This is a genomic window from Nonomuraea turcica, from assembly GCF_030718205.1.
GTDB lineage: Bacteria > Actinomycetota > Actinomycetes > Streptosporangiales > Streptosporangiaceae > Nonomuraea.
Genome location: NZ_JAUZQF010000010.1, coordinates 156,069 through 179,093, shown reverse-complemented (window position 1 = coordinate 179,093; position 23,025 = coordinate 156,069). Strand labels below are relative to the sequence as shown.

The window sequence follows — 23,025 nt, the reverse complement described above, 5'->3', positions numbered from 1 at the left end:
GCAGCCTCCGGCGGCTGCAGCGCAGTCGAAACGAAGGTCGAGGTGAGGTGATCTACCGGTGGATGACCAGGACGGCGTGGTGGTCGGTGCCGTCGGGCCCGTCGGGGTCGGCGTGCACGGTGGCGGCTCGCAGGCGCGGTAGGTCGTGGATGAGCCGGTGCTCGGCCTCCACTGCTACGGCGTGCGCTTCGACCAGGGAGAGTTCATGGCTCACCACGATGTCGACCTCGGCGCGGAGGGAGTGGCCGATCCAGCGCATGCGCAGGGAGCCGACGCGGCGCACGCCGGGGGTTTCGGCGACGATCTGCTCAGCCTTGCTGATCAGCGCGGGGTCGACGGCGTCCATCAGCCGGTGGTAGACCTCGCGGGCGGCGTCACGCAGCACGTAGAGGATCGCGACGGTGATGAGCAGGCCGATGATCGGGTCGGCGTACGGCCAGCCGGCCCATACTCCGGCTGCTCCGAGCAGCACGGCCAGTGACGTGAAGCCGTCGGTGCGGGCGTGCAGGCCGTCGGCGACCAGCGCCGCGGAGCCGATCTCGCGGCCGACCTTGATCCGGTAGCGGGCCACCAGTTCGTTGCCGAGGAAGCCGATCACTCCTGCGGCGGCGACCCAGCCGAGCGCCTCCACGTCTTGTGGATTGATCAGGCGCTTGACGGCCTCGTATCCGGCCAGGCCCGCCGAGGCGGCGATGATCAGCACGATGACGATGCCGGCCAGGTCCTCGGCTCTGCCGTACCCGTAGGTGAACCGGCGCGAAGCCATGCGCCGGCCCACCGTGAAGGCGATCGCCAGGGGCACGGCGGTCAGGGCGTCGGCGAAGTTGTGCAGGGTGTCACCGAGCAGGGCCACCGATCCCGACATCGTGAAGATCACGACTTGGGCGAGAGCGGTGACGGTGAGCACGGCGAAGGAGATCGCCAGGGTGCGCATGCCGCGGCGGCTGGTCTCCAGTGCGTGATCGGTCCGGGCTGCCGCGTCGTGACTGTGTGGCGTCACCACATGACGCAGCCGTTCCCCTAGGGTGCGGCTGGGGGATCCGTGGTCATGCCCGTCGTGGCCATGTCCGTGGCCATGTCCGTGGCCATGTCCGTGGCCATGTCCGTGGCCATGTCCGTGGCTGTGGTCTTGCTCGTGGGACGGTCCTGGGTGGCTGTGCACGCTCATCTGCCGCTCCTCGTCCTGTCATGGAGCACGGGTGACAGTACGGTTATCCCCTTCGATATGTATTCGTATGCGCACGCAAGCACATGTTAGGTGCGTCGACTATGCAGCAGCACAATGAGGGTCGGCCGACCGGCGCCTCGCCGACCGACGCTCAGGTGGAGGTGGCGGTCGCGGCGTTTCGGATGCTCTCCGATGCGACCAGGTTGCGCTTGCTGTGGGCCCTGGCTCACGGTGAGCACGACGTGGGCAACCTCGTCGCAGCGGTGGGAGCGGCACGGCCTGCCGTGTCCCAGCATCTGGCCAAGCTCCGGCTGGCTGGGCTGGTGGCCTGCCGCCGGGAGGGGCGGCGGGTTCTCTACCGTGCCCGCGACGCCCATATTCGGGCCTTGATCGCCGAGGCGGTTCATCATGCCGATCACGAGGTGTCGAGGATCCCGCGGCACGAGTGATCCGGCCGGGCTCAGACGCATCGGCCGGATGCCCTGGCCGGTGAGCGCCGTGTCGATCATCAAAGACACTCTCAAACCGGGACTCGGATTCAGTATGGTCCGCCGGGAAGCGGGGTTGCGGCCGTCGCCTGGATGACATATTCGCGAGTGCGTACATCTTTACGGGTCAGCCCGGCAATGGCGCTGACCCGCCCGCAGTTCCGGTGATCACTGCCCCCCGGGTGAGCTCGGCCCGAAACCAGCGCTGCTACGGCGGCGACGAGCGAGCGCGGCGAAGCCAATCGCTTGGGAAGCAATCCCGGAGGATCTCGTGCACGTACCCGACGGCTTCTTCACCGTCCCGATGTCCCTGGCCGCGGGCGTCGTGGCCGCCAGTGGCGTCGCCTATTGCCTGCGTAAGGCGAGAGACGAACTGGACGACCGGATGGCTCCGCTAGCCGGGTTGGTGGCTGCCTTCGTCTTCGCCGTCCAGATGCTGAACTTTCCCGTCGGCGCAGGGACAAGCGGCCACCTGATCGGAGGAGCTCTGGCAGCGATCCTCGTCGGACCTTATACAGGAGTCCTGTGCATCGCTGTGGTGGTCATGGTGCAGGCCTTGTTCTTCGCCGACGGAGGACTGACGGCCCTGGGCATCAACATCTGCCTGATGGGGCTGGTGACCGTCCTCACGGGATACGGGGTCTTCCGCGTAGTCGGCAAGCTGGCGCCGCGCAACCGTACCGGAGTGGTCGTCGCGTCCTTCGCCGGCGCCATGGTGTCGGTCCCGATGTCCGCCCTGCTCTTCACGGGACTGTATGCCATCGGCGGGACCTCCTCGATCGATCCCGTCACGGTCGCCGCGGCCATGGGCGGCGTCCACGTGGTCATCGGCCTGGGCGAAGGCGCGATCACCGCGTTGACCGTCAGTACCGTGCTGGCCGTACGGCCCGACCTGGTCTATGGGGCGCGCAGCCTGGCCAGGCCCGCAATGCTGCGCACCGCCTCCGGTGAGATGGTTCCTGTTCGGCCTGCGGCGGGAGGCCATCGCGCGGCTCCGCGGCTTCGGCCGTTCCTCCTCGGCGGGGTCGCCGCCGCCGTCGTGCTCGCGGGACTGGTGAGCTTCTACGCCTCGGCGAATCCTGACGGTCTCGAGCGGGTGGCGACCGACCTCGGGTTCCTGGACCAGGCGCAAGATCATCCGCTGGACAACTCGGCGTTCGCCGACTACAGCGTCAAAGGCGTCGATGACGAACGGTTGTCCACAGGACTGGCCGGCGCACTGGGAGTGGCGATCTCGCTGGGGGTGGGCGGCGGCGTGGCCTGGGCGCTGCGACGCAGAGCCCGCCGCCGGTCAGCCGCCGAGCCGCTGACGCCGGAGTCGTGAATCCGTGGCCGCCGGACAGAGCCACCACCTGTACGTCCACGCCGACACGCCCGTCCACCGGCTCCCACCGCAGTGCAAGCTCCTGTCACTGATCGCGTTCATCGTGATCGTCGTGGCCACCGATCGGGAACGGTTCTGGGCGTTCGCCCTCTACCTCTTGCTGCTCGGCGCAGTGGCCGTGGCGGCCCGCATCCCCTTGAAGCTCCTGCTGCGGCGGATGGTCGTCGAGGTGCCGTTCGTGATCTTCGCGGTCGCGCTGCCGTTCCTGTCCCAGGGGGAGCGCATGACCGTCTTCGGCGTGTCGATGAGCGCCGACGGGTTGCTCGCCGCGTGGAACATCGTGGCCAAGGCGACCCTCGGAGTGATCGGAAGCATCCTGCTGGCGGCCACCACCGAGCCGAGGACCCTTCTGCTCGGTGCCCAGCGGCTGCGGCTTCCGCAGTTGCTGGTGCAGATCGCCTCCTTCATGTTGCGCTACGTCGAGGTGATCCTCGACGAGATGCGCCGGATGCGCATCGCGCGGGAGTCCCGCGCGTTCGTGGCACGCGACATCCGGCACCTGCCCGTCGTGGCCCGCTCGGCGGGTGCCCTGTTCATCCGCTCCTACGAACGCGGCGAACGCGTGCACCTGGCCATGCTCAGCCGCGGCTACACCGGAACCATGCCCATCATCCACGACGTGCGCGGCTCAGTCTCGCAGTGGGCGCTGGCCGCCACCCTGCCCGCCGCGGCGATCACGATACTCATCGGAGGACTGTGGTGAACTCTCTGCTGGTCGAAGGGCTGATGCACGCCTACCCCGACGGCACCCAGGCCCTGTTCGGCGTGGACCTGTCGATCGAGCGGGGAGAGCGTGTCGCGCTGCTTGGGCCCAACGGCGCGGGCAAGACCACCCTGGTCATGCACCTCAACGGCATCCTCACGCCCAGCCTGGGGACGGTCGCCGTCGGCGGCCTGCCCGTGGCCCGCGACAACCTCAAGGAGATCCGCCGCCGCGTCGGCCTGGTCTTCCAGGATCCTGACGACCAGCTGTTCATGCCGACGGTGCGCGAGGACGTCGCCTTCGGCCCGGCCAACCTCGGCATCCGGGGCGACGAGCTGGAAGGGCGGATCCGCGGGGCGCTGGAGCGAGTCGGAATGCTCAACATGATCGACCGGCCACCCCACCATCTGTCCGGCGGTCAGCGCCGCCGGGTCGCCGTCGCGACCGTGCTGGCCATGGAACCCGAGATCCTGGTCCTCGACGAGCCCTCCTCGAATCTGGACCCGGCCGCGCGCCGGGAACTGGCTGACATCCTGCGCGGGCTCGACGTCACCATCCTCATGGTCACCCACGACCTGCCGTACGCCCTTGAACTGTGCGAGCGGTCCCTCATCCTGTCCGGTGGGACCATCGTCGCGGACGGCCCGACAACCACGATCCTCGCCGATCCCGACCTCCTGGGCCGGAACCGGCTGGAGCTCCCTTACGGCTTCTCGGTCGAAATGCCCACGTGAGGTGCGATCCCGGACGGCCAGGGAGCCGCCCCCGGCACATCTGATCTGTCGCGGCCCCCTGAAACAAGTGCCCTGGTTACTGTCAGCACACTGGGCCGGTGATCGGTTTCAGAGGCGGCAAGCGTAGATGCCGGTGACCAGGATGGCGCGTGCGCCGACCTCCCACAGCCGGTCCATGATCTGCTGGTGGCCCTCCCGGGGGACCATGACGCGAACCGCCACCCAGCCGTCCCTGCGCAGCTCCGACACCGTGGGCGCTTCCATACCGGACGTGATCGCGATCGCTTCCTCGACACGCTCCCGTGCGATGTCGTACTCCATGGTCACGAAGTCACGCGCGACCAGGACACCGTTGAGCCGCCCGATGAGCTGCCGTAGCCCGTTCTCCACAGGTGCCCCGAGCCGCTTGATCAGCACGGCCTCCGATCGCATGACCGGGTCACCGAAGACCTCCAGCCCGACCTCGCGAAGACGGGCCGCACTCTCGACGACGTCGGCCACCGCGTCGGCGACGTCCAACCGGATCGCGGTCTCCACTGAACCGTCCAGCTTGATGATGCGGGCATCGACCCCGATGTCGGCCAGGTGCTTCTCGACCACCCCTGCATATGCGGTGGCCACGCGAAGGCCCATCAGGTCCTCTGCGGCGCGGCAGCCGCCCGGCGGGGCGGCGAAGTACAGGGCTGAACGACCGAAACCGAGCCCCATGATCTCCTCAGCCCGTGCCCCGGAGTCGACCAGCATGTCCCGACCGGTGATCCCGGCATCCAGCATGCCCTCACCGACATAGACGGCGATGTCCCGAGGGCGCAGGAAGAACAGCTCGCAGGCATTGTCGGGATCGACGACGATGAGTTCCTTGCTGTTCTTCCGCTGGCGGTATCCAGCCTCCGCCAGCATCACCTGGGCGCCGTCAGCCAGCTCGCCCTTGTTGGGGACACCGAGTCGCAGCATGGCTCACGCCCTTCTCTGGGCGGCGTCTGTCAGAGCAGCCGGTTGCTCTTGCGGCCGGCCGGCATCCGAACCGTTATCACGTGCGTACATGCATACATTTGTCCCGTCGGCAGGTCATCGTCCGCAAGCCGGGAGCCCGTGTCTGACCGAAGGCACTCCTGTCCTTTGCTATCCCGGGAGCAAGTCCAGCACGCCGTGGCGGATCAACTTATGCTCCGACCTGCGACACCGCCGTCACACGGTCGATGTCGACACACATCGACTAATGCCTTGCTGGTCGAGGTCGGAGCCGGAGCAGGACAGAGGGTTTGCATGCAACTTTGGTTACAGTAACAATGGTTACGATAGGAGGTGGCCATGAGGGGTGTGACTGGCCAGTGGGTGCTGCTGGCATACCGGATTCCCCGGCAGCCTTCGACGTTGCGGATAACGATCTGGCGCAAGCTCGACCGGCTCGGGGTGGCGCGGCTGGGCGACGGGCTGGTCGCGCTGCCGGCTGACGCCCGTACCCGCGAGCAGTTGGAGTGGATCGCCGAGGAGATCGGCGAGATGGGCGGCAGCTCGACGCTCTGGCTGGCGGCCCCGGGTAGCCAGGCTCAGGAGCAAGCGACCGCGGCGGAGATGCGGCAGGCCAGGGTGGCTGAGTATCGGGCGGTGATCGCGCAAGTGGAGGCGGCAGCACATGCTCGGCCGGGGGAGCGTGCGCGGGCCGTCAAGCGGCTGCAGGCCGAACTGCGCCGGATCGGCCGCCGCGACTACTTCCCGCCGCCCGAGCGTGAGGAGGCTCGTCTCGCGGTGCGAGCACTGGCTCAGGAGGTCGTCGTCAAGGAGGAGAGCCGGTGAAGTGGGCGACGCGTAGCGGGGTGCATATCGATCGGGCGGCGTGTGCCTGGCTGATCCGCCGCCATGTCGATGCTGACGCCGAGTTCGTCTTCGTCGACGATCCCGCCAAGGTGCCCGAGGACGCGACGCCGTTCGACATGCGAGGGGTAGAGCTGTCCCATCACGGCGGCGACTGTACGTTCGAGACGATCCTGCACCGGTATGAGGTGGCCGATCCAGTGCTGTGGAAGATCGCCGAGATCGTCCACGAGGCTGACATCGACGACGAGCGCTTCGACGCGCCGGAGGCTCCCGGTCTGGATGCCATCTTGCGTGGGCTGTCGATGATCTGCGACGACTCGCGCGTGCTGGAGATCACTGGGCCGGTCTTCGACGGACTGTACGAGTTTTACCGGCGCGGCCTGCTGCTAGGGCGCGAACCGGCATGAACGACGGAGGCAGGGATGCCGCGCGCACCGTGCGCATCCTGCTGAGCGCCCAAGCCATGCGCGGCCTGGGATATGGGGTTGCCGCTGTTCAGCTGGGCGCGATCTTGCGACTCGGCGGCCTGTCCCCATCGCAGGTGGGATTGCTGCTCGCGGCCATCGTCGGAGGGAGCCTCGCGGCCAGCCTCGTCCTGGCCCGATGGGGCGATCACGTCGGCCGCCGTCGTTGCTACGCGGTCCTGTACGGCGCGCTCGTCTGTTGCGGGATCGTCATCGCGGCCGGGGCACCCTTCTGGCTGCTGGCCGTAGTGGCCATGACCGGGGCGCTGTCGGTCGAGGTGATGGAGTCCGGGCCGTTCACCACCCTGGAACAGGTCATGCTGGCCGGCACCGGCCGCCCGCAGCGGCAGATCGTCAAGGGCTTCGGACTTTACAACGCCGTCGCGGCGCTCGCGGGCACGGCCGGTGCGCTGCTGGGCGCTCTGCCCGCCGACCGGCGGCTACTCGGAGGAGCGCTGATCGTGGCCGGCGTCTCAGGCGGACTCCTGGCCGTACGCCTGCCCGCCACCGTGGAGGCGCCGGCGCGCCGCTCTCACGAGAAGACGCCAGCCCGATCGAGGGGAGTGGTGACGCGGCTGTCCGCCCTGTTCGCGGTGGACAGCCTCGCCGGAGGGTTCGTGGTCCAGGCTTACATCGGCTACTGGCTGGCCCTGCGCTTCGACGCCACCACCCAGGCGATCGGGATCACCTTCGCAGCAGTCGGCGTGCTGCAGACCGCATCCCTGCTCGCCGCGCCCCTGGTGGCGGCCCGTGTCGGTCTGCTGCGCACGATGGTGTTCACCCACATCCCGTCCAACGTGCTGCTCGCCGCCGTCCCGTTCGCCCCCGCCCTGCCCGGGGCGATCGCGCTGCTGCTGGCTCGCGCCTGCCTGTCGCAGATGGACGTGCCCACGCGGCAGGCGTACGTGATGGCGCTGGTGCCGGAGCAGGAGCGGACCGCCGCCGCAGCGGTCACCAACACCGCCCGCTACGTCACTCGTCCCGCCGGGCCTGCCCTGGCCGGGCTGGCGCAGGGACTCGGGCTCGCCTGGCCATTCCTGCTGGCGGGCACGGCCAAGATCGGTTACGACCTGGCTCTCTGGCGGCTGTTCCGGCCGGTCCGGCTGCCGCCGGAGCGACATGACGACACCATTTCCCTTGAACCTAGGAGGACGACGTGACCACGCAGGCACCGGCAGATGTGATCCCGTTCCGGGAGGCCGTACGCGCCTGGTTCCTGATCTCGTTGCAGACCTTCGGCGGCCCGGCCGGGCAGATCGCCGTCATGCAGCGCACCCTCGTGGAGGAGAAACGCTGGATCGGTCAGCAACGCTTCAACCACGCGCTCAACTACTGCATGCTGCTGCCTGGCCCTGAGGCGCAGCAGTTGGCCATTTACGTGGGCTGGCTGCTGAACGGCACCCGCGGGGGACTCGTGGCCGGCACCCTGTTCGTGCTGCCCGGCATGCTCGCGCTGCTGGCTCTATCGGCCGTGTATGTGCTGTGGCAGGACACCACCGTGGTGACCGCCCTGTTCGCCGGAATCGCCCCGGCGGTGCTCGCCATTGTCTCCCAGGCCGTGATCCGGGTCGCTAAGCGCTCCCTGACGCATCCGTTGTTTGTCGCTGTGGCGGTCGCCGCCTTCCTCGCGCTCGCCCTGTTCGGCGCGCCGTTCCCCATCGTGATTGCGGTGGCGGCGCTCATCGGCTGGACGGTGCACAAACTCGCCCCGCACGTCCTCAAGAAAGGCAACGGGCACGGCGGCGACGGCGGGCCGGCGCCGCTGATCCCCGACGACGCACTGCACCACGTCCAACCCAGTTGGCGCTCTGCGGGCAAGATCCTCGCAGTGGGGCTGGTCGCCTGGTGGCTGCCCGTGGCCGCGGTCGCGCTGCTGCTCGGCACCGACAGCGTCTTCACCACCCAGGGCTTGTTCTTCTCCGGCACCGCCCTGGTCACCTTTGGCGGCGCCTACGCCGTGCTCGCCTTCGTCGCCCAGCGCGCCGTGGAAACCTACGCCTGGCTCACCCCCGGCGAGATGGTCCGAGGCCTGGCCCTGGCCGAGACCACCCCCGGACCGCTCATCATGGTGGTGCAGTTCGTCGCCTTCCTCGGGGCCTACCGCGACCCCGGCGCTCTGACCCCGTGGGCCGGCGCGCTGCTCGGCGCCCTGCTGACCACCTGGGTCACCTTCGTGCCCTGCTTCCTGTTCATCTTCCTCGGCGCCCCTCACGTCGAACGGCTGCGCCACAACACCGCCATCAGCGCCGCGCTGACGGGCATCACCGCCGCCGTCGTCGGCGTGATCGCCAACCTGGCGCTGTACTTCGCCGAGCACACCCTGTTCGCCCGCACCTTCACCTGGGCCTGGGGGCCGTTCAGCATCCAGCTCCCCGAACCGAGCACAGTCAGCCCCATCGCTCTGGTGATCACCGTGGCCGCGCTCGCCATGACGTTCGTCCTGAAATGGCCGATGCTGCGCATCCTCGGCATCTGTGCTCTGCTGGGCCTGGCTACCGTCCTGCTGCAGTAAACCATCAACAGGCCGGCCGCCGGCTCAGGCGCCAGCCTCGGCACACCTACAGCGCGCGCATAGGCGATCATGTCGGCGTCGGACACCTTGGACCGCCCGCCATGGCAAGCCGTGCTTGCGGGCAGCGGCCTGGCCCTCAAACGACTGTAGCCGTGCTGCAGCAGGACGGAAATCAGCGGAGCGGTTCGAGTGTCACGTCGTCGAAGCACGTCTGGGAGTCGGCCTTGGTCCAAACCCGACCCCGCCCGCGGGACGGCACCGCCGCCCAAGGCGCGGCGCACGCCCCCGCTGTAGCGGTAGAGGTTGACGTTGCCCTCCAGGGCGTTGGAGCGGCCGATGAGGTAGTTGCCGGCATTCTGCACGCGCAGCAGCAGTCCGGCGGCAAGTCGAAGCGCTGTGCCGTACCGGTGGCCTCGCCTGCCGGGTAGACCACGGTGGGGCGGCCCCACAGCTGGGTGAAGAACACCGCTGCGGCCATCCCGAGCAGGCGAGGACGGTCAGCAGCCACCACCAGAACCGCCGTCTCATACCGGTTTCACCGCGCTGGCGTCGACTGCCGCGCGTAGCGCCCGCGCGAGGCGGACAGCGTCGGCGTTGGCCCAAAAGTGCATGTAGAACAGGCGCGGCTCGTCGTCCAGGGCGTGCTGGTGCAACTCGACGATGTCGATGCCGCCGGCCCGCAGCGCCTGGATAACCTTCTGCACCTCGCCGGCGGTCATGACCAAGTCACCGTTGATGGCGGCCTTGCCGCCGCCGGTCGGCTGAAAGTTCAGCGCGGTGTTCACCCCCATCGCCGCGCTGATCACCCGGCCGTGAGAGGCGATCGTCTCTTTGCGGGCGAAGGAGAACTTGTAGATGCCGCCGTCGTTGCTGCCCCTAGCACCCATCGCCGCCTCAAGCGCCGAGGTGTCCAGATTGATGGGCGGCGGCGAGGACGGCGCCGCCGGCGCCGGGGTGGCGGTCTGATCCAGCACGGCGCGGACAGCGCGGGCGATGGCCACCGGGTCACGGCCGACCGCGTGCAGATGGCTCCACCACACATCCGGCTCTTGGGCCAGCAGATGCTTGTGCACTGCGGTCTGCGCGATGCCGCGCCGCTGTAGCGCGTCGGTTACCTTGGGCAGTTCCGGCTCGGTGACTACCAGGTCACCCATCACCATGGTGGAGCCGTCGGCGTATCGGGCGAAGGCGGCATAGGAGCCCAGCGCGAACCCCGGCTTGATGCGCACGCCATGTGAGGTGACCTTCAGATCCGTGCGGGAGAAGCCCACCCGGTATACGGTGCCGTCAGCCGACAGTTTGCCGGGGCGGCCCAACGCGAGTGCGACTGCCCGCCAGTCGGCCTCCGTGGTCTTGACCATGTCGATCGGCTGGCCCTGCTGGTCCTGATCCTGGTGTCCGCCGTGTACCGCCGCCAGGTCCGCCGCCTGGCCCATCGTCGTGGTGCCGCAGCCGGCCACAAGGCCGCCCGCCACCAGAGCCGCCACAGCCAGCCGCCGTGCGCCTGAGATCGCTGTCACCACACCTCCCGGCACAAATATGAGCCTTCTCTTCCGTGGTAGCGGGCGGGGATGAAGCTCACATGAAGCCATGCCGGGCACGATGACAGCGAAGACCCCTTCATGGGCGCTTCATGAACACAGGGCGGGCTGGAGGCTGATGCGGATCCTGGTGGTGGAGGACGAGCCGAAGGTGCGGCACAAACGGCGATTCTCACAAACGAACGAACCATTGACATAACAAGATCAGTACTGCTTCAGCGCAATGAGAGGCGAGCGTTCTGAAGCTGATAGAGCGCCGGAAGGGGCATCGCATCGGCTTGCGCAGTGCCGTGCTCGCCCCCGAGGCTGGGTGGCCTGGCGTCATCACCGGCCAGCCTGAGTGCGCTGGATTCCTGGATCCAGGCCGACAATCACCGTTACCGCGCCAGGCCCAGCCCGCCGGCTGCGGCCGATCCCCTGCCGTTGTGACAGCAAAGCCTTGATCGCGGGACGGAGTGCTACATGTTCTACTGCCCACCGTGGGCGAATGACGGACTCAGCGGGCATCAGAGCCTGGCCTGAACCGGCACGACGCCGGTCGTGAGCATTCCTCCGCGGTTGAGCAGGCCGACGGCTAGAGCACAAAGGGAGCCGACGAAGGCCAGCACGATCCATACTCCGGCGCTCCCGGTCAGCGCACCCACCAGCAGGTTGCCCACGGCGATACCGATCCCCGCGACGGTGTTGTACAGGCCGTAGTGAGTGGCGACCAGGCGCTCTCCCGAGAGCCTGACGACGGCATCCATCTCGAACGGGTACGTCAGTGCGTTGCCCACCGCGAGCAGCGCGGCACAGGCGATGACCGCCACCGTCCGTATTTCAGCCGGGGCTGGGGTGAGGCCGTACAGAGCCATGGGCACGAAGGCGAGCCCCATGAGCGCAACCCCGCGCACGATGGCCTGCGGTCCGCTCCAGCGGCGCCGTGCCCAGTCGGTGATTCTGAGCTGCCCGGCGATGGCCACCAGCGCGGACACCACGAACAGCAGGCCGACGGTCCCCGTCTGGCCGAGTTCCAGTGGCAGGGCCAGGTACAGCTGGAACGACAGCACGTACGAACCGGCCATGGCGATCGAGAAGAGCAGGAACGGCCGATTGCCTGCGACGGCGCGCCAGTCGGCCAGCACGCTCGTGCGTGCCGGCGTCCCGGCCCGAGATGGTGGTAGGGCGAGCAGTTGGAGAATGGTGAGCAGCGCGAAGACGGCGGCGGCGGCCACGCACACGAGCCGGAAGTTCACTGTGATCAGAGCCAGCCCGATCAGTGGGCCGGCCAGGATGCCCGCCTGGTAGAAAACGTTGAACAGCGCGAACGCCTCCACGCGCCGCGTACCCGCGTCGTGTGCGAGGTAGGCGCGTACGGCGGGATTGAACAGGGCGCCGGCGAAACCGGTCATCATGGAGGCCGCCACCAAGGCCGGCACCGCGTCGACGAATCCGAGCAAGGCGAACCCCGCTGTTCGCAGCAGGCAGCCCGCGATGATGACCGGCCTATAACCGAGCCGGTCGGCCAGTGTGCCACCGAGCAGAAACAACCCTTGCTGGCTCAGGTTGCGTGCCCCCAGCACCAGCCCGACCGTCCAGCCCGCCAGTCCCAGCCCTGCGGACAGGTGGCCGGCGAGGTAGGGCATGAGCATGTAGAAGCCGACGTTGATCGCGAGCTGGTTGACCATCAGCAGCCGGACACTGCGCTCGAACGAAACGAATCGCCGCCCCATCAGCGCATCACCATCCGGGTCCAGCGCGTTGCCTCGGCTTCATCTGGGTGTTTGATCTGGTCCGGCTCGTCGGCCGGCGGCCGGCCGAGCAGGTCGTGCTCAGTGCAGTAAGCGTCGTCGTAGACGGTGGTGTAGTAGCGAGCGGGGCCATCAGGGAAAACCGCTGCGATCCGGCAGCCCTGCGGGTTGGTCCTCGCCAGCCAGGCGGCGACGACGGTGACCGCGCCGACGCTCCAGCCGCCGGTGGTGTAATGGGTGGCCGCCAGAGTGCGGCAGGCCCAGACCGCTTCGTGCGGTGCGACCCAGTGCACCTCGTCGAAGGCGTCGTGGGCCACATTGCGCGGGTGGATGCTGCTGCCGAGCCCGCGCATCAGCCGCGGCCTGGCAGGCTGGCCGAAGATGGTCGATCCGGTGGCGTCCACGCCGACCAAGCGCAGCGCCGGGTTGTGCTCACGCAGTCCCTTGGCGACTCCGGCCGAGTGGCCGCCGGTTCCCACGCTGCACACCAGGATGTCGATCCGGCCGAGCTGGTCGGTGAGTTCGCGTGCCAGGCCGGCGTAGGCGGCCACGTTGTCGGGGTTGTCGTACTGCTGCGGACAGTAGGCTCCGGGATGCCGGGCGAGCAGCTGTGCCACCCGGTCCAGGCGTGCTTGCTGCCAACCGCCCACCGGGTGCGGATGCTCGATGGTTTCGACGCGGGCGCCATAGGACGCCAGCAGCCGGTGCACGATCGTCTCCATGCCCGGGTCGGTGACGACGGTGACGGGGTGGCCGTAGACGATACCGGCCAGTGCGAGCCCCAGCCCGAAGGTGCCGGACGTGGACTCGACGATCATCGCGCCGGGCGCGAGCTCTCCCCGATGGCGGGCTTGTTCGGTGATGTGCAGGGCGGGCCGATCCTTCAGCCCTCCGGGGTTGGCTCCCTCGATTTTGGCCCAGAACCCGCGCCCGGCCGGGGCGAAGGGCTCCCCGATCCAGCACACAGGGGTGTCGCCGACCAGCTGGGCCAGGGCGAGCGTGGGTACGGAAACAGACGAGATCGATGACATGACGACGACGCGCTCTCTCCCGCGGGCGGGCGCGGGACGCTACCAACTGAGGACAGACCTGGTGCATGCATGTCCTCAGGGTCGATAGACCTCGAGCGTGTGATTCCGGACGGCTCGCTCGCGGTGGCCGCATTTCGGGATGTGCTCCGGGGGTTTCATGTGAGGCTCGGTCGCCGGGGGAGACTCGGCGGGTGGCAGGGGCGCGCGCAACGGCATCGCCTTGAGGAAGGCGGACTTGGCGGCGGGCAGCAGGAAGGTGCCCCCATGGGCGTGATCGACGTGGTGATCGTGGTCGTGTCCGTGTTCGATGACGACCGACCCCGCTGGCCCGAAAGGCTCTTCCTCCGCAGCTCTCGCATGCGCCCAGAGATGGGCGATCACCAGCAGGCCAAGCAGCACGGAATGCCACGCCAGCCAGCGTGGCCAATTCCCCACTCTTCCCCGTACGTACATGACTGATTACAGATCGTAACAGCGGACGTACGGGGCATCCTCCATCGGGGTATGGCAACAGGAGGACGCTTGGCCTGGTGTGATGAACCGGGCCGCGACGCTCGGCGTATCCCCGTACATGCGTGTGTGGACGGCGGTCGTCACGCTGCTGGGTCTGCTGGCAGTGGCGGGATGCGCCGCGGCGGCGGACACATCGGCCGGCTACGACCAGGCGGATGTGCGGTTCAACCAGCAAATGATCATTCATCACCGTCAAACCATCCAGTTGGCCGAGCTTGCGGCCGACCGGAGCAGCAGCTCGTACGTGCGGGAGCTGAGCAAGAAGCTCATCGCCGCCGAGCAGGCCGACATCCAGAAGATGTCCGAATGGTTGAAGTCCTGGCAGCAGCCGGTGCCCGCGGAAGAGCCCTCACAGGAGGCCACCGAACTGCGGGCCGGGCCCGGTTTCGACCGTGGATGGCTGACGGTGCTGTCCAGGCACCTCGAACACGGCATCCATATGGCCAAGGAGGTCCAGACGTCGGGCAAGCACGAGCCGACGCGCCTGCTGGCCGATCGGATTGTCCGTGAACAGGGCGAAGAGCTGGCGACCATCGCCGACCGACTGGACTGACCATGGCCGTAGACCGGCCCTGTACGGAGACCTGCCATCGGCTCTGGGCGAATCGGGGGACTGGCGGAGGATCACGGTACGATGGCGCTGCCATGCCAGCCGCCACCTCAGCCCTCGCCCCGCTGCGTGCCCTGCGCGCCGCGGCGTTCAGCGTGGTGGCACTCGCGTTGAGCGGTCTGGCACACGTCCTCGGCGGCGGCTCCGTGTCGCTCGGGTCCGCGCTGGCGGCGCTGGTCGTCTCCTTCCTTCCCGCCTGCCTGCTGGCAGGTCGTGAGCGCTCCCTGACCGCGATCGTGGCCGCACTGTCGCTCACCCAGGTGGCGTTACACCTGCTGTTCTCCACGACGCAGGCCGTGGGGGAGGCAATAGGCCACGCGGAGCATCCCCACACGTCGCTCGTGCCCAGCCTCGGCATGCTGATCATGCACGGCTGGGCCATTGCTCTCACTTCGATCTGGCTGTCGCGAGGCGAGACGCTGTTGTGGTCGCTGCTGCGCCGGCTGGCCGCACGACTGCGCATCGCCGTGGTCGTTCTCATCGATCCGGCGGGTCACGAGCCGATCTTCACGCCTGTCCACCAGCCTGCGATCCTGCGCTCTGCCCTGATCGAACACGAGCTGAGCAGGCGGGGCCCTCCCATCGCCATCTGCACGCACGCCGCCTGACCCAGTCGCAGCGCGGCCATTTCGCGATCTTTCTCCCACCCCTTCGTAACGGGGTGTACCCGGTGTTTTCCGGACCGGATCGAATGCAGAGCAGTGGCATGAAGAAAGGCCCCTTTGATGTCCTCCCGTACGACCATCGTCGTCCTCAGCATGGCCGCGGCGGCGGCGCTGTCCGCCTGCGGCACCACCCCGCAAGCGGCTCCGGCGGCCGCCGTCGCCACCCCGTCCGCTTCCCCCACTCGCCCCGCCGGCGCGGCGGCGCTCGCCATCACCGACCCCTGGGTCAAGACCGCCAAGAAGAGCAATAAAGGGATGACCGCCGCCTTCGGCACCCTGGTCAACAACTCCGACGCCGACATCACCGTGGTCTCCGGCACCAGCCCTCTGTCCCCGAAGGTCGAACTGCACGAGGTAGTGGAGGCCAAGGGCAAGATGGTGATGCAGCCGAAGAAGGGCGGGTTCGTGATCCCCGCCCGCGGCTCCCTCACGCTGCAGCCGGGCGGCGACCACATCATGCTCGTCGGCCTGGCCGAGGAAGTGAAGCCGGGCGCCCAGATCTCCTTCACGCTCACTCTCGCCGACGGCGGCACGTTCGCCTTCACCGCGCTGGGCAAGGATTTCGCCGGCGCGAAGGAGGACTACCAGCCGGGCATGGACATGGGCGGCAGCGATGGCTGACCGACCGAACACGTCCACGTCCGGTCTCAGCAGGCGTGGCCTGCTGACCGGGGGCACGGTGCTGGCGGCGGGTGCGGTCACCGCAGCCGGCGGCGCAGCGGTCGACCGTTCCGCCCACCAGGTCGAGCCGGTGCGGGCATCGACGACCGCCCCAACTGTCGATGGAACGGCCGTCGAGCCGTTCCACGGCCCGCATCAGGCAGGCATCGCCACCCCGCCGCAGGCGCACGCCGCATTCGTCGCCTTCGCCCTACGCGGCGACGTCGATCGCGAGGCCTTGTCGCGCATGATGCGCCTGCTGACCGACGACGCCCGCCGTCTCACCCAGGGACAACCCGCACTCGCCGACACCGAGCCGCATCTGGCGAACCTGCCCGCCCGCCTGACCGTCACGTTCGGCTTCGGCCCAGGCCTGTTCGAAGCGGCCGGGCTGTCCGATCGACGCCCGGAATCGGTACGCGCCCTGCCTGCCTTCACCGTGGACAAGCTGCAGCCCCGCTGGTCCGGCGGCGACCTGCTGGCGCAGGTCTGCGCCGACGATCCGCTGACCGTCAGCCACGCGCTACGAATGATCGTCAAGGACGCCCGGTCGTTCACACAAGTCCGCTGGACCCAGCGCGGGTTCCGGCGGGCCGCCCACTCCCAGCCGGGTGACATGACGCAACGCAACGTCATGGGTCAGCTGGACGGAACCGTGAACCCCACCCCCGGCACTGCCGACTTCGAGCGAGCCGTCTGGGCCACGGGCGGCTGGTTTCACGGCGGCACCACGCTGGTGCTCAGACGCATCAGAGCCGAACTGGAGACATGGGATGCCGCCGACACCGTCGCCAAGGAGTTCACCATCGGCCGCCGCCTGGCAGATGGGGCTCCGCTGACCGGTAAACGGGAGCAGGACGAGCCGGACTTCAGCCGGCTCACCGCCGCCGGCTTCCCTGTCATCTCCGAGTACGCCCACATCCGCCGTGCCCGCGTCAACGATCCCAGCCTGCGGATCCTGCGCCGCGTCTACAACTACGACGAAGGCATCAGCGCGGACGGCAAGGCCGACTCCGGCCTGCTGTTCGCCTCTTTTCAAGCCGACGTGACCCGCCAGTTTGTCCCCATCCAGCGGCGGCTGGACGAGGCGGACCTGCTGAACGAGTGGACCACCCCGATCGGCTCGGCCGTTTTCGCCATCCCGCCGGGCTGCGCGCCCGGCGGCTGGATCGGAGAGACCCTGCTGACATGAGCATCGAGGGCGAGACAAAGGAAGCACCGACGGGGCCGCATCGCCCGCCTGGCCACACCCCGCCTTTGAAGAGGTTCACCATGACATACCGACCCCTATTCAGCCGTCTTCTCGTCCTGATGGCGATCATGCTCACAGCCGTAAGCGTCGGCGGCCCGGCAGTCGCGCACGCCGCGCTCAAGTCCAGCGATCCCAAGGACGGCTCGACCGTGAAGGAGAACATCTCCAGCATCGAGCTCGTGTTCAGCGAGGACATCAACGCCAGATACGCCACCGTGGTCGTCACGGGTCCGGGCGGCGCGAAGGTGGCCGATGGCAAGCCGCAGGTCGAGGGCGAGACCGTGACACAGGCGTTGAAGCCGGACCTGGCCAACGGCCGCTACGCGATCGCGTTCCGGGTGGTCTCCGCCGATGGCCATCCCGTCGCCGAGGAGCTCCACTTCACGCTCAATGCTCCCACGCCTGAGCCCTCCCCGTCGGAGACGGACAGTGCCGAGGCTTCGCCGACTCAGAGCCCGGCCTCGCCGCTTCCGTCATCGCCGGATCAGGTCACGACTACCCCGGCGGCGGCCGACTCCGCCGGCAACGGCGGCGCGACAAGCTTTATCGTCCTGCTCGTGGTGGCCGCCCTCGTGCTCATCGTTGGCGTGGTCGTCTTCCTGACAGGTCGGCGACGCGCCGGCGATGCGGAGACCTGACGACAGTCACCTTCATGGCGTCATGCCGGTGTCGGGTCACCGGGCACCGGCATGGGGTCATAGGAACGGCCTGCAAGTCGCTGCCGACACCGGGCAGCTCGCGCAAGAGCCACCCGGCGGCTTCTGGTGGGCGGCGCGTGGGGTGGACACCCACCTAACGGCCTGATCACGTAGCCAAGGTTTGGGATCAGTTCGTACGGCATCCTGACAGCCTTGGCTCGTCCTCGCGATGTCCGCTTGATCCCACGATCGCGCTGTGCAGGAGCAACCGACTGAGCTCGCCGATCTTCCAGCGCCGTTCGGTCATATCGATCACCTGTCGAGGACGCTATGCCGTGACGTCGCGTCAGGTACAAGCCCGGCGCATGGCACCCTGAGGTGTTCACTTCGACGATGGGAGCAAAACGTGCCGAGATCGGCCAAGGCGCTGTTGTGGGTGCGGATCCTCAACCAGCTGGGTGCGTACGCGCTGGCCTTCCTCGCCGTGTTCGCGGGCCCCGAGCTGGCTCCCGTCGCTCTTGCCGTCTTCGGAGTCGCGGCGCTGATCTCACGATGGGGCGGGGCGCTGCTGCTGGATCGGCTGTCGCCGCGGGTGGTGGTCGCGGTCGGGCTGGGTGCGACGGGGCTCTCACTGGTGGCCCTGTCAGCCGCGCGGACACCGGCGCAGATCCTGGTCGCCGTCGCCCTGGTGGGCCTGGCTTTTGAGATTTACGAGCCGGCGTCCCAGGAACTGGTGGCGCAGGTGGCCGTAGGAGAGCAGCGCCAACGGCTGTACGCGCTGCTGGGCAGCGCGCTGGTGGCGGCGGGCGCGATCGCTGGTTTGATCGCCTCGGCCTTGCTGCCGCTCGGAGTGCGGTGGCTGATGGTGGTCGACGCGGTCACCTGCCTGGCGGCCTGCGGAGTGGCACTCGCGTTCCTGCCGCGCGACATCGGCAAGAGTATGACCGCAGACGAGGGCGGACGGCGCTGGCGACCTCCGGCGCGGTTGCTGCACCTCACCGCCGCCAGCACTGCGTTCGCCGTCGGCTACCTCGCGGTGATCATGTTCATCCCCTTGGTGCTGCTGCAGCGCGGCGCCCCGGCATGGCTGCCCGGGATCGCGCTCACCGGCGCCGCGCTGCTGTCCCCTGTGGCGCTGTGGGCCACCCGCCGGATGGTGGACGCGCTGCCGCACGGCCGGGCGCTGGCCGGTGGGGCCGTCCTGCTCGGCGTACTCGCGCTGGCCATGGCTCGGGTGGACAGCGTTCCCTCCACCATTGCCGCCTATCTGGCCTGGACGGCCGCCAACGGGATTCTGCTCGGCCGCTGGCAGGCCATGGTCGCGGATGTGGCGCCCGAGTCGGAGCGGCCGCGCTGGTTCGCCGTCCAGGGGTCGTCGTGGGGTATCGCGCAGCCGGCGGTACCGGGCGTGGTCGCGCTGGTGGGAGCGGTGGCCGGCGGTTTCGGCACGGCCGCGTTCCTCACCGCCGGTCTCGCCTTCCTCGTGGTGCCGCTGATGCTGCGTGGTCACAGTCCGGCGTAGGAGTGCAGCGAGTTCAGCAGCAGATTCACGCCGATCAGGTTGAACAGCAGGCATGCGTAGGCGGTGACGGCGATGAGCGCGACCCGGCGCGGGCTCCAGCCGCGGGTGGCGCGGGCGTGCAGGTAGGCGGCGTAGACCACCCAGGTGATGAACGCCCACACTTCCTTGGGGTCCCATCCCCAGTAGCGGCCCCAGGCGCTGTCTGCCCAGATCGCGCCGGCGATGACGGCGAACGTCCAGACCGGGAACGCGAACGTGTGCAGCCGACGAGCCAACTTGTCCAGCTGGCCGGGACGCAGGCCGTGGACGGTGCCACGTGCGTGGGCGCGCAGGAACAGGGCGGAGGCGATGGCACCCAAAGTGAACGCGCCACTGGCCGCCACTGCGGCCGTCACATGGATGGCCAGCCAGCCGGACTTGAGTGCCGGGATGAGAGGGCCGGCCTCGGTGTAGAGGCTGGTAATGGCCCAGCCGAGCGCTGCCGCCAGCCCGCCTGCCACGTACAGGCCCAGCGGGCGCGCCTCGGGACGTAGGTGGGCTAGGACGGCGTAGGAGAAGGACACGGCCAGTGCCGTGGCCGCGACGAACTCGTACATGTTACTCAGGGGCATTGCGCCGGCGGCCAGGCCGCGAAGCGTGACGGCGAGGGCGTGCACGGCGGTGGTGCCGAGCAGCCATCGTGGCGCAAAGCGAGAGGTCACGAGAACAGACGGGGGCGGTACCGAGGCGGCTGTTTGCGTAGGTCCGCCTGCCGTGACCAGGTCAGGTGCCGGGGTGCGATGGCGGACGAGGGCTTGTTCGGCGGCGAAGGCGAGTAATGCCACGACGTACCCGATCAGTGCCATGAACATGGCGATGTCGCTCAGCGAGGCCATGAGCTCGCTCATCAGTGTTTGTCCCGCCTTCCCGGAGGACCGTCTACTACACGCTGTAGCATTACACACTGTAGTAGCGGTGGCTTATCCGCCCCGCCCATGAGAAAGGGACGTGATGCGGCGTTCGGCGCAGGCGATCATCTCGGCCACGGTGTTCGTGGATCTGCTCGGCTTCACGCTGATCTTGCCCGCGCTGCCGTTCTACGCCGCCGATCTCGGCGCCACCGGGCTGTGGTTCGGGGCGTTGATGAGCGCCTACTCGGTGGCGCAGCTCGTCGCCGCACCTGTGCTCGGCAGGTTGTCCGACCGGTACGGCAGGCGGCCCCTGGTGCTGCTGGCCCTCGCCGGGTCGGTCCTGTCCATGGCGCTCACCGGCCTGGCCACCTCGCTCGCCTGGCTGCTCGCGTGCCGGGCGCTGGCCGGGGCGTGCGGCGGGAGCATCTCGGTGGCGCAGGCGTACCTGGCCGATGCGGTGCCCGCCGAGCGGCGTACCGGGGCGATGGCGCAGATGGGGGCCGCCATCGGGATGGCGTTCGTGATCGGGCCGGCACTCGGTGGCGCGCTGGCGCCGCTGGGGTTCGCCGCGTGCGCGTACGCTGCGGCAGGGCTGGCGGCGGTGAACCTCGCCGCCGCCCTCGCCTGGCTGCCCGAGCCGCGCCGTCCGCGGACGGCGCGGGACCGTCGACAGATGCCCACCCCGGACCGCGGGCTGCGCAGGCCGGTGGCACTGCTGGCCGGAACCGGCTTCCTCGCGATGGCCACTTTCGTCGGGATGGAGACCACACTGGCGTTCCTCGGCCGTGATCGGTATGGCTGGGACGCCACCTCGATCGGCCTGGCGCTCGCGGCGGCCGGGCTGGCGATGGCCGCAGTTCAGGCAGGATTGGTGGCCTGGCTGGCCCGCCGCTGGGGCGATGCGCGGGTGGCGGCGATCGGCGCGGTGACGATGGCCGTTTGCATGGTGGCGATCCCGCTGGCTGTGACCTGGTGGCAGTGCCTGGCTGCGGTTTGCGTGCTGGCAGCCGGGCACGGCCTGCTCACCCCGACCATCTCCAGCCTCCTGGCGGCCGCAGGACCACCCGAGCAGCGCGGGGCGCGGCTAGGCACGGGACAGTCGGCTGGCGCCGCCGCCCGGATCGTCGGACCGGCCGCGGCTGGGTTACTGTTCGACCTCGGGGCGGCGCTACCGTACCTGGCCGGGGCGGCATCGGCGGCGCTGGCGGTCGCGGCCGTGCTCGCCGTCCCCACTCTGGAGCCCGCAGGACCTGAGGAGGGGGCGTGAACAGCCTCGGCGAGCTGGAACGTTCGATCATGGAAGTGCTGTGGAGCACCGACGACTGGCTGACCGTACGCGAGGTCGTCAACCGGCTCAGCGACAGAAATCTCGCCTACACCACGGTGATGACCGTGATGAACCGGCTCGTCCGCAAGGACTTCATCCGCCGCGAACGCGACGACGACGGGCGCACCTGGCGCTACCGCCCTGCGGCCGGGCGCGAGGCGTACGTCGCCGAGCTGATGCTCTCGGCGCTGAGCGAGACCGGCGACCGGCTCGCCGCACTGGGCCACTTCGCCCGCTCGGTCAGCCTGGAAGAAGCCGAAGCGCTGCGCCAGGCGCTCCCCCACGGTCAGGAGCCGTCGTGACCTATGCCGCCCACCATGTCCTCACCCTCCTGGCATCCCTGCTCGCCATGGCGGCGATGTCACGTTCCCGGCACGCGTGGCGAGCGCCGCGCACCTCGCTGCTGATCTGGCAGGCCATCGGCTTGACCCTAATCCTGTCGGTGGTCGGCACGGCGCTCGCGATCGGCATGGCCCCGTACCGGCTCGGCATTGTCCCCGCGGTCGTCAGCTTCGCGCGCGACCTGGCACGCGGCGATCTGCCGACCGCGGTCACCGTCTTCCATCTTCTCCTCACGGCCTGCGGCGTCGCGCTGATCTCCTGGATCGCGGTCGCCTTCGCCTGGAGCGCGTGTTCCGTCGCGGCCTTGCGTCGCCGGCAGCGGTCGTTGCTCGGCTTGATCGCGCATCCCCACCCCGACCTCCAGGAGGCCCTGGTGGTGACGCACCCTGCGGTGGTCGCGTACTGCGTGCCAGGGCGCAAGGCCGCGATCGTCGTCAGCACCGGCAGCCTCGATCTGCTCACCGACCAGGAGCTACGCGCGGTGCTGGCGCACGAGCGCGCGCATGCCCGCGAGCGCCACGACCTGGTGATCCTTCCGTTCGCTGCCCTCCACCGAGCCTTCCCCGCCAGCCGGCAGGTGCGCGCGATGCTGGATGCGGTCGCGCTCCTGGTCGAGATGCGCGCCGACGACCGCGCAGCTCGTGAGCACGACCGAGTGACCCTGGCCGCCGCGCTCCACCGCTTCCGCGCCTGCGACCGCATCGCCTCCCCGCCCGGCACGCTCGGTGGAGCCGGTCACGACCTCGACGCCCGCATCACCCGCCTGACCGTGCCGTCCCGCACGTCATGGCCGGTACGTGCCCTGCTCCTGGCGGTCGCCCTGACGGTGGCGAGCACCCCGCTTAGCCTGTTCCTACTCCCCCAGTGACAGAACTATCCCGTCGCTCCCGGATAGTTCACCCGCCTGTCGGGCAGGACAGCATGCTCCCGGTCAGCGCGTTGCGTGCTAACTGTGCTCCGCCATCCCCAACTCCTGCGCCCGGCTGATCGTCTGCTGAAAAATGTGCGGGGCGCTTCGGACGGCTTCACACGG

At 68.9% G+C, this 23,025-nt stretch carries 24 protein-coding genes; 17 read left to right on the top strand and 7 right to left on the bottom strand.

Going from position 1 to position 23,025, the window contains the following annotated elements:
• Positions 1 to 52: 52 nt before the first annotated feature.
• A complete protein-coding gene (locus Q9G87_RS26115) occupies positions 53 to 1,000 on the bottom strand; it encodes a cation diffusion facilitator family transporter (protein ID WP_305919102.1) in 948 nt (315 codons plus the stop codon).
• Positions 1,001 to 1,269: 269 nt separating this feature from the next.
• On the opposite strand from Q9G87_RS26115, the gene Q9G87_RS26110 reads away from it, so the two are divergent.
• The 4 genes from Q9G87_RS26110 to Q9G87_RS26095 all read left to right on the top strand — a co-directional run bounded on the left by Q9G87_RS26110 (position 1,270) and on the right by Q9G87_RS26095 (position 4,477).
• Positions 1,270 to 1,617 carry an ArsR/SmtB family transcription factor gene (locus tag Q9G87_RS26110; protein ID WP_305919101.1) on the top strand — a complete coding sequence of 116 codons (348 nt, stop codon included), beginning with the start codon at positions 1,270 to 1,272 and terminating at the stop codon, positions 1,615 to 1,617.
• Positions 1,618 to 1,927: 310 nt separating this feature from the next.
• Positions 1,928 to 2,980, top strand: coding sequence for an energy-coupling factor ABC transporter permease (locus Q9G87_RS26105; RefSeq protein ID WP_305919100.1), 1,053 nt, complete (start codon positions 1,928 to 1,930; stop codon positions 2,978 to 2,980).
• A gap of 4 nt (positions 2,981 to 2,984) precedes the next feature.
• The gene (cbiQ, locus tag Q9G87_RS26100; RefSeq protein WP_305919099.1) at positions 2,985 to 3,743 is read left to right on the top strand and encodes a cobalt ECF transporter T component CbiQ; all 759 of its coding nucleotides are present in this window, start codon (positions 2,985 to 2,987) and stop codon (positions 3,741 to 3,743) included.
• Complete coding sequence (locus tag Q9G87_RS26095; RefSeq protein WP_371825824.1) at positions 3,737 to 4,477, top strand: energy-coupling factor ABC transporter ATP-binding protein; 741 nt, start codon at positions 3,737 to 3,739, stop codon at positions 4,475 to 4,477. Before cbiQ ends, Q9G87_RS26095 begins: the two co-directional genes overlap by 7 nt.
• Before the next feature lie 108 nt (positions 4,478 to 4,585).
• Here the strand turns inward: Q9G87_RS26095 and hisG are convergent, their stop codons facing one another.
• Positions 4,586 to 5,431, bottom strand: coding sequence for an ATP phosphoribosyltransferase (gene hisG / locus Q9G87_RS26090; protein ID WP_305919098.1), 846 nt, complete (start codon positions 5,429 to 5,431; stop codon positions 4,586 to 4,588).
• A 357-nt stretch (positions 5,432 to 5,788) separates the two neighbouring features.
• Between hisG and Q9G87_RS26085 the strand changes: the two genes are divergently transcribed.
• From Q9G87_RS26085 to chrA, 4 genes are read left to right on the top strand one after another with little or no spacing between them, the layout of a single operon-like run.
• A complete protein-coding gene (locus tag Q9G87_RS26085; protein WP_305919097.1) occupies positions 5,789 to 6,274 on the top strand; it encodes a Chromate resistance protein ChrB in 486 nt (161 codons plus the stop codon).
• Complete coding sequence (locus Q9G87_RS26080) at positions 6,271 to 6,702, top strand: chromate resistance protein ChrB domain-containing protein (RefSeq protein WP_305919096.1); 432 nt, start codon at positions 6,271 to 6,273, stop codon at positions 6,700 to 6,702. The genes Q9G87_RS26085 and Q9G87_RS26080 overlap by 4 nt, the downstream gene beginning before the upstream one ends.
• Positions 6,699 to 7,919, top strand: coding sequence for an MFS transporter (locus Q9G87_RS26075; RefSeq protein WP_305919095.1), 1,221 nt, complete (start codon positions 6,699 to 6,701; stop codon positions 7,917 to 7,919). Before Q9G87_RS26080 ends, Q9G87_RS26075 begins: the two co-directional genes overlap by 4 nt.
• Positions 7,916 to 9,271 (top strand): chromate efflux transporter, encoded by a 1,356-nt coding sequence (gene chrA, locus Q9G87_RS26070; protein WP_305919094.1) that lies wholly within the window; start codon positions 7,916 to 7,918, stop codon positions 9,269 to 9,271. Before Q9G87_RS26075 ends, chrA begins: the two co-directional genes overlap by 4 nt.
• Positions 9,272 to 9,795: 524 nt before the next feature.
• On the opposite strand, the gene Q9G87_RS26065 is transcribed toward chrA, so the two are convergent.
• The 4 genes from Q9G87_RS26065 to Q9G87_RS26050 form a co-directional block, all read right to left on the bottom strand.
• A complete protein-coding gene (locus Q9G87_RS26065; RefSeq protein WP_305919093.1) occupies positions 9,796 to 10,758 on the bottom strand; it encodes a DUF1259 domain-containing protein in 963 nt (320 codons plus the stop codon).
• Between the two features lie 560 nt (positions 10,759 to 11,318).
• Complete coding sequence (locus Q9G87_RS26060; protein ID WP_305919092.1) at positions 11,319 to 12,524, bottom strand: MFS transporter; 1,206 nt, start codon at positions 12,522 to 12,524, stop codon at positions 11,319 to 11,321.
• Positions 12,524 to 13,573 (bottom strand): PLP-dependent cysteine synthase family protein, encoded by a 1,050-nt coding sequence (locus Q9G87_RS26055; RefSeq protein WP_305919091.1) that lies wholly within the window; start codon positions 13,571 to 13,573, stop codon positions 12,524 to 12,526. The genes Q9G87_RS26060 and Q9G87_RS26055 overlap by 1 nt, the downstream gene beginning before the upstream one ends.
• A gap of 75 nt (positions 13,574 to 13,648) precedes the next feature.
• Positions 13,649 to 13,972 (bottom strand): hypothetical protein, encoded by a 324-nt coding sequence (locus Q9G87_RS26050; RefSeq protein ID WP_305919090.1) that lies wholly within the window; start codon positions 13,970 to 13,972, stop codon positions 13,649 to 13,651.
• Between the two features lie 136 nt (positions 13,973 to 14,108).
• On the opposite strand from Q9G87_RS26050, the gene Q9G87_RS26045 reads away from it, so the two are divergent.
• From Q9G87_RS26045 to Q9G87_RS26020, 6 genes are all read left to right on the top strand, one after another.
• Positions 14,109 to 14,639 carry a DUF305 domain-containing protein gene (locus Q9G87_RS26045; RefSeq protein WP_305919089.1) on the top strand — a complete coding sequence of 177 codons (531 nt, stop codon included), beginning with the start codon at positions 14,109 to 14,111 and terminating at the stop codon, positions 14,637 to 14,639.
• A 92-nt stretch (positions 14,640 to 14,731) separates the two neighbouring features.
• Positions 14,732 to 15,304 (top strand): MFS transporter, encoded by a 573-nt coding sequence (locus Q9G87_RS26040; protein ID WP_305919088.1) that lies wholly within the window; start codon positions 14,732 to 14,734, stop codon positions 15,302 to 15,304.
• Positions 15,305 to 15,421: 117 nt separating this feature from the next.
• Positions 15,422 to 15,982, top strand: coding sequence for a copper chaperone PCu(A)C (locus Q9G87_RS26035; protein WP_305919087.1), 561 nt, complete (start codon positions 15,422 to 15,424; stop codon positions 15,980 to 15,982).
• Positions 15,975 to 17,213, top strand: coding sequence for a Dyp-type peroxidase (locus tag Q9G87_RS26030; protein WP_305919086.1), 1,239 nt, complete (start codon positions 15,975 to 15,977; stop codon positions 17,211 to 17,213). Before Q9G87_RS26035 ends, Q9G87_RS26030 begins: the two co-directional genes overlap by 8 nt.
• A gap of 128 nt (positions 17,214 to 17,341) precedes the next feature.
• The gene (locus tag Q9G87_RS26025) at positions 17,342 to 17,911 is read left to right on the top strand and encodes a copper resistance CopC family protein (protein ID WP_305919085.1); all 570 of its coding nucleotides are present in this window, start codon (positions 17,342 to 17,344) and stop codon (positions 17,909 to 17,911) included.
• A gap of 406 nt (positions 17,912 to 18,317) precedes the next feature.
• Positions 18,318 to 19,433 (top strand): MFS transporter, encoded by a 1,116-nt coding sequence (locus Q9G87_RS26020; protein WP_305919084.1) that lies wholly within the window; start codon positions 18,318 to 18,320, stop codon positions 19,431 to 19,433.
• Here the strand turns inward: Q9G87_RS26020 and ccsB are convergent.
• A complete protein-coding gene (ccsB, locus tag Q9G87_RS26015; protein ID WP_305919083.1) occupies positions 19,418 to 20,320 on the bottom strand; it encodes a c-type cytochrome biogenesis protein CcsB in 903 nt (300 codons plus the stop codon). The genes Q9G87_RS26020 and ccsB overlap by 16 nt on opposite strands.
• Before the next feature lie 103 nt (positions 20,321 to 20,423).
• Here ccsB and Q9G87_RS26010 point away from each other — a divergent pair, with 103 nt between their 5' ends.
• Genes Q9G87_RS26010 through Q9G87_RS26000 form a run of 3 tightly spaced genes read left to right on the top strand, consistent with a single transcriptional unit; the run spans position 20,424 to position 22,860 of the window.
• Positions 20,424 to 21,590 (top strand): MFS transporter, encoded by a 1,167-nt coding sequence (locus Q9G87_RS26010; protein WP_305919317.1) that lies wholly within the window; start codon positions 20,424 to 20,426, stop codon positions 21,588 to 21,590.
• The gene (locus Q9G87_RS26005) at positions 21,587 to 21,952 is read left to right on the top strand and encodes a BlaI/MecI/CopY family transcriptional regulator (protein WP_305919082.1); all 366 of its coding nucleotides are present in this window, start codon (positions 21,587 to 21,589) and stop codon (positions 21,950 to 21,952) included. The genes Q9G87_RS26010 and Q9G87_RS26005 overlap by 4 nt, the downstream gene beginning before the upstream one ends.
• Positions 21,949 to 22,860 carry a M56 family metallopeptidase gene (locus tag Q9G87_RS26000; RefSeq protein ID WP_305919081.1) on the top strand — a complete coding sequence of 304 codons (912 nt, stop codon included), beginning with the start codon at positions 21,949 to 21,951 and terminating at the stop codon, positions 22,858 to 22,860. Before Q9G87_RS26005 ends, Q9G87_RS26000 begins: the two co-directional genes overlap by 4 nt.
• Positions 22,861 to 23,025 lie beyond the last annotated feature (165 nt).

What these genes read in the sequence shown, in the direction of transcription:
- Q9G87_RS26110 (WP_305919101.1), top strand. Translation starts at nt 1,270, where the DNA reads ATGCAGCAGCACAATGAGGGTCGGCCGACCGGCGCCTCGCCGACCGAC.
- hisG (WP_305919098.1), bottom strand. Translation starts at nt 5,431, where the DNA reads ATGCTGCGACTCGGTGTCCCCAACAAGGGCGAGCTGGCTGACGGCGCC.
- Q9G87_RS26085 (WP_305919097.1), top strand. Translation starts at nt 5,789, where the DNA reads ATGAGGGGTGTGACTGGCCAGTGGGTGCTGCTGGCATACCGGATTCCC.
- Q9G87_RS26075 (WP_305919095.1), top strand. Translation starts at nt 6,699, where the DNA reads ATGAACGACGGAGGCAGGGATGCCGCGCGCACCGTGCGCATCCTGCTG.
- Q9G87_RS26060 (WP_305919092.1), bottom strand. Translation starts at nt 12,524, where the DNA reads ATGGGGCGGCGATTCGTTTCGTTCGAGCGCAGTGTCCGGCTGCTGATG.
- Q9G87_RS26055 (WP_305919091.1), bottom strand. Translation starts at nt 13,573, where the DNA reads ATGTCATCGATCTCGTCTGTTTCCGTACCCACGCTCGCCCTGGCCCAG.
- Q9G87_RS26045 (WP_305919089.1), top strand. Translation starts at nt 14,109, where the DNA reads ATGAACCGGGCCGCGACGCTCGGCGTATCCCCGTACATGCGTGTGTGG.
- Q9G87_RS26040 (WP_305919088.1), top strand. Translation starts at nt 14,732, where the DNA reads ATGCCAGCCGCCACCTCAGCCCTCGCCCCGCTGCGTGCCCTGCGCGCC.
- Q9G87_RS26035 (WP_305919087.1), top strand. Translation starts at nt 15,422, where the DNA reads ATGTCCTCCCGTACGACCATCGTCGTCCTCAGCATGGCCGCGGCGGCG.
- Q9G87_RS26030 (WP_305919086.1), top strand. Translation starts at nt 15,975, where the DNA reads ATGGCTGACCGACCGAACACGTCCACGTCCGGTCTCAGCAGGCGTGGC.
- Q9G87_RS26025 (WP_305919085.1), top strand. Translation starts at nt 17,342, where the DNA reads ATGCTCACAGCCGTAAGCGTCGGCGGCCCGGCAGTCGCGCACGCCGCG.
- ccsB (WP_305919083.1), bottom strand. Translation starts at nt 20,320, where the DNA reads ATGAGCGAGCTCATGGCCTCGCTGAGCGACATCGCCATGTTCATGGCA.
- Q9G87_RS26010 (WP_305919317.1), top strand. Translation starts at nt 20,424, where the DNA reads ATGCGGCGTTCGGCGCAGGCGATCATCTCGGCCACGGTGTTCGTGGAT.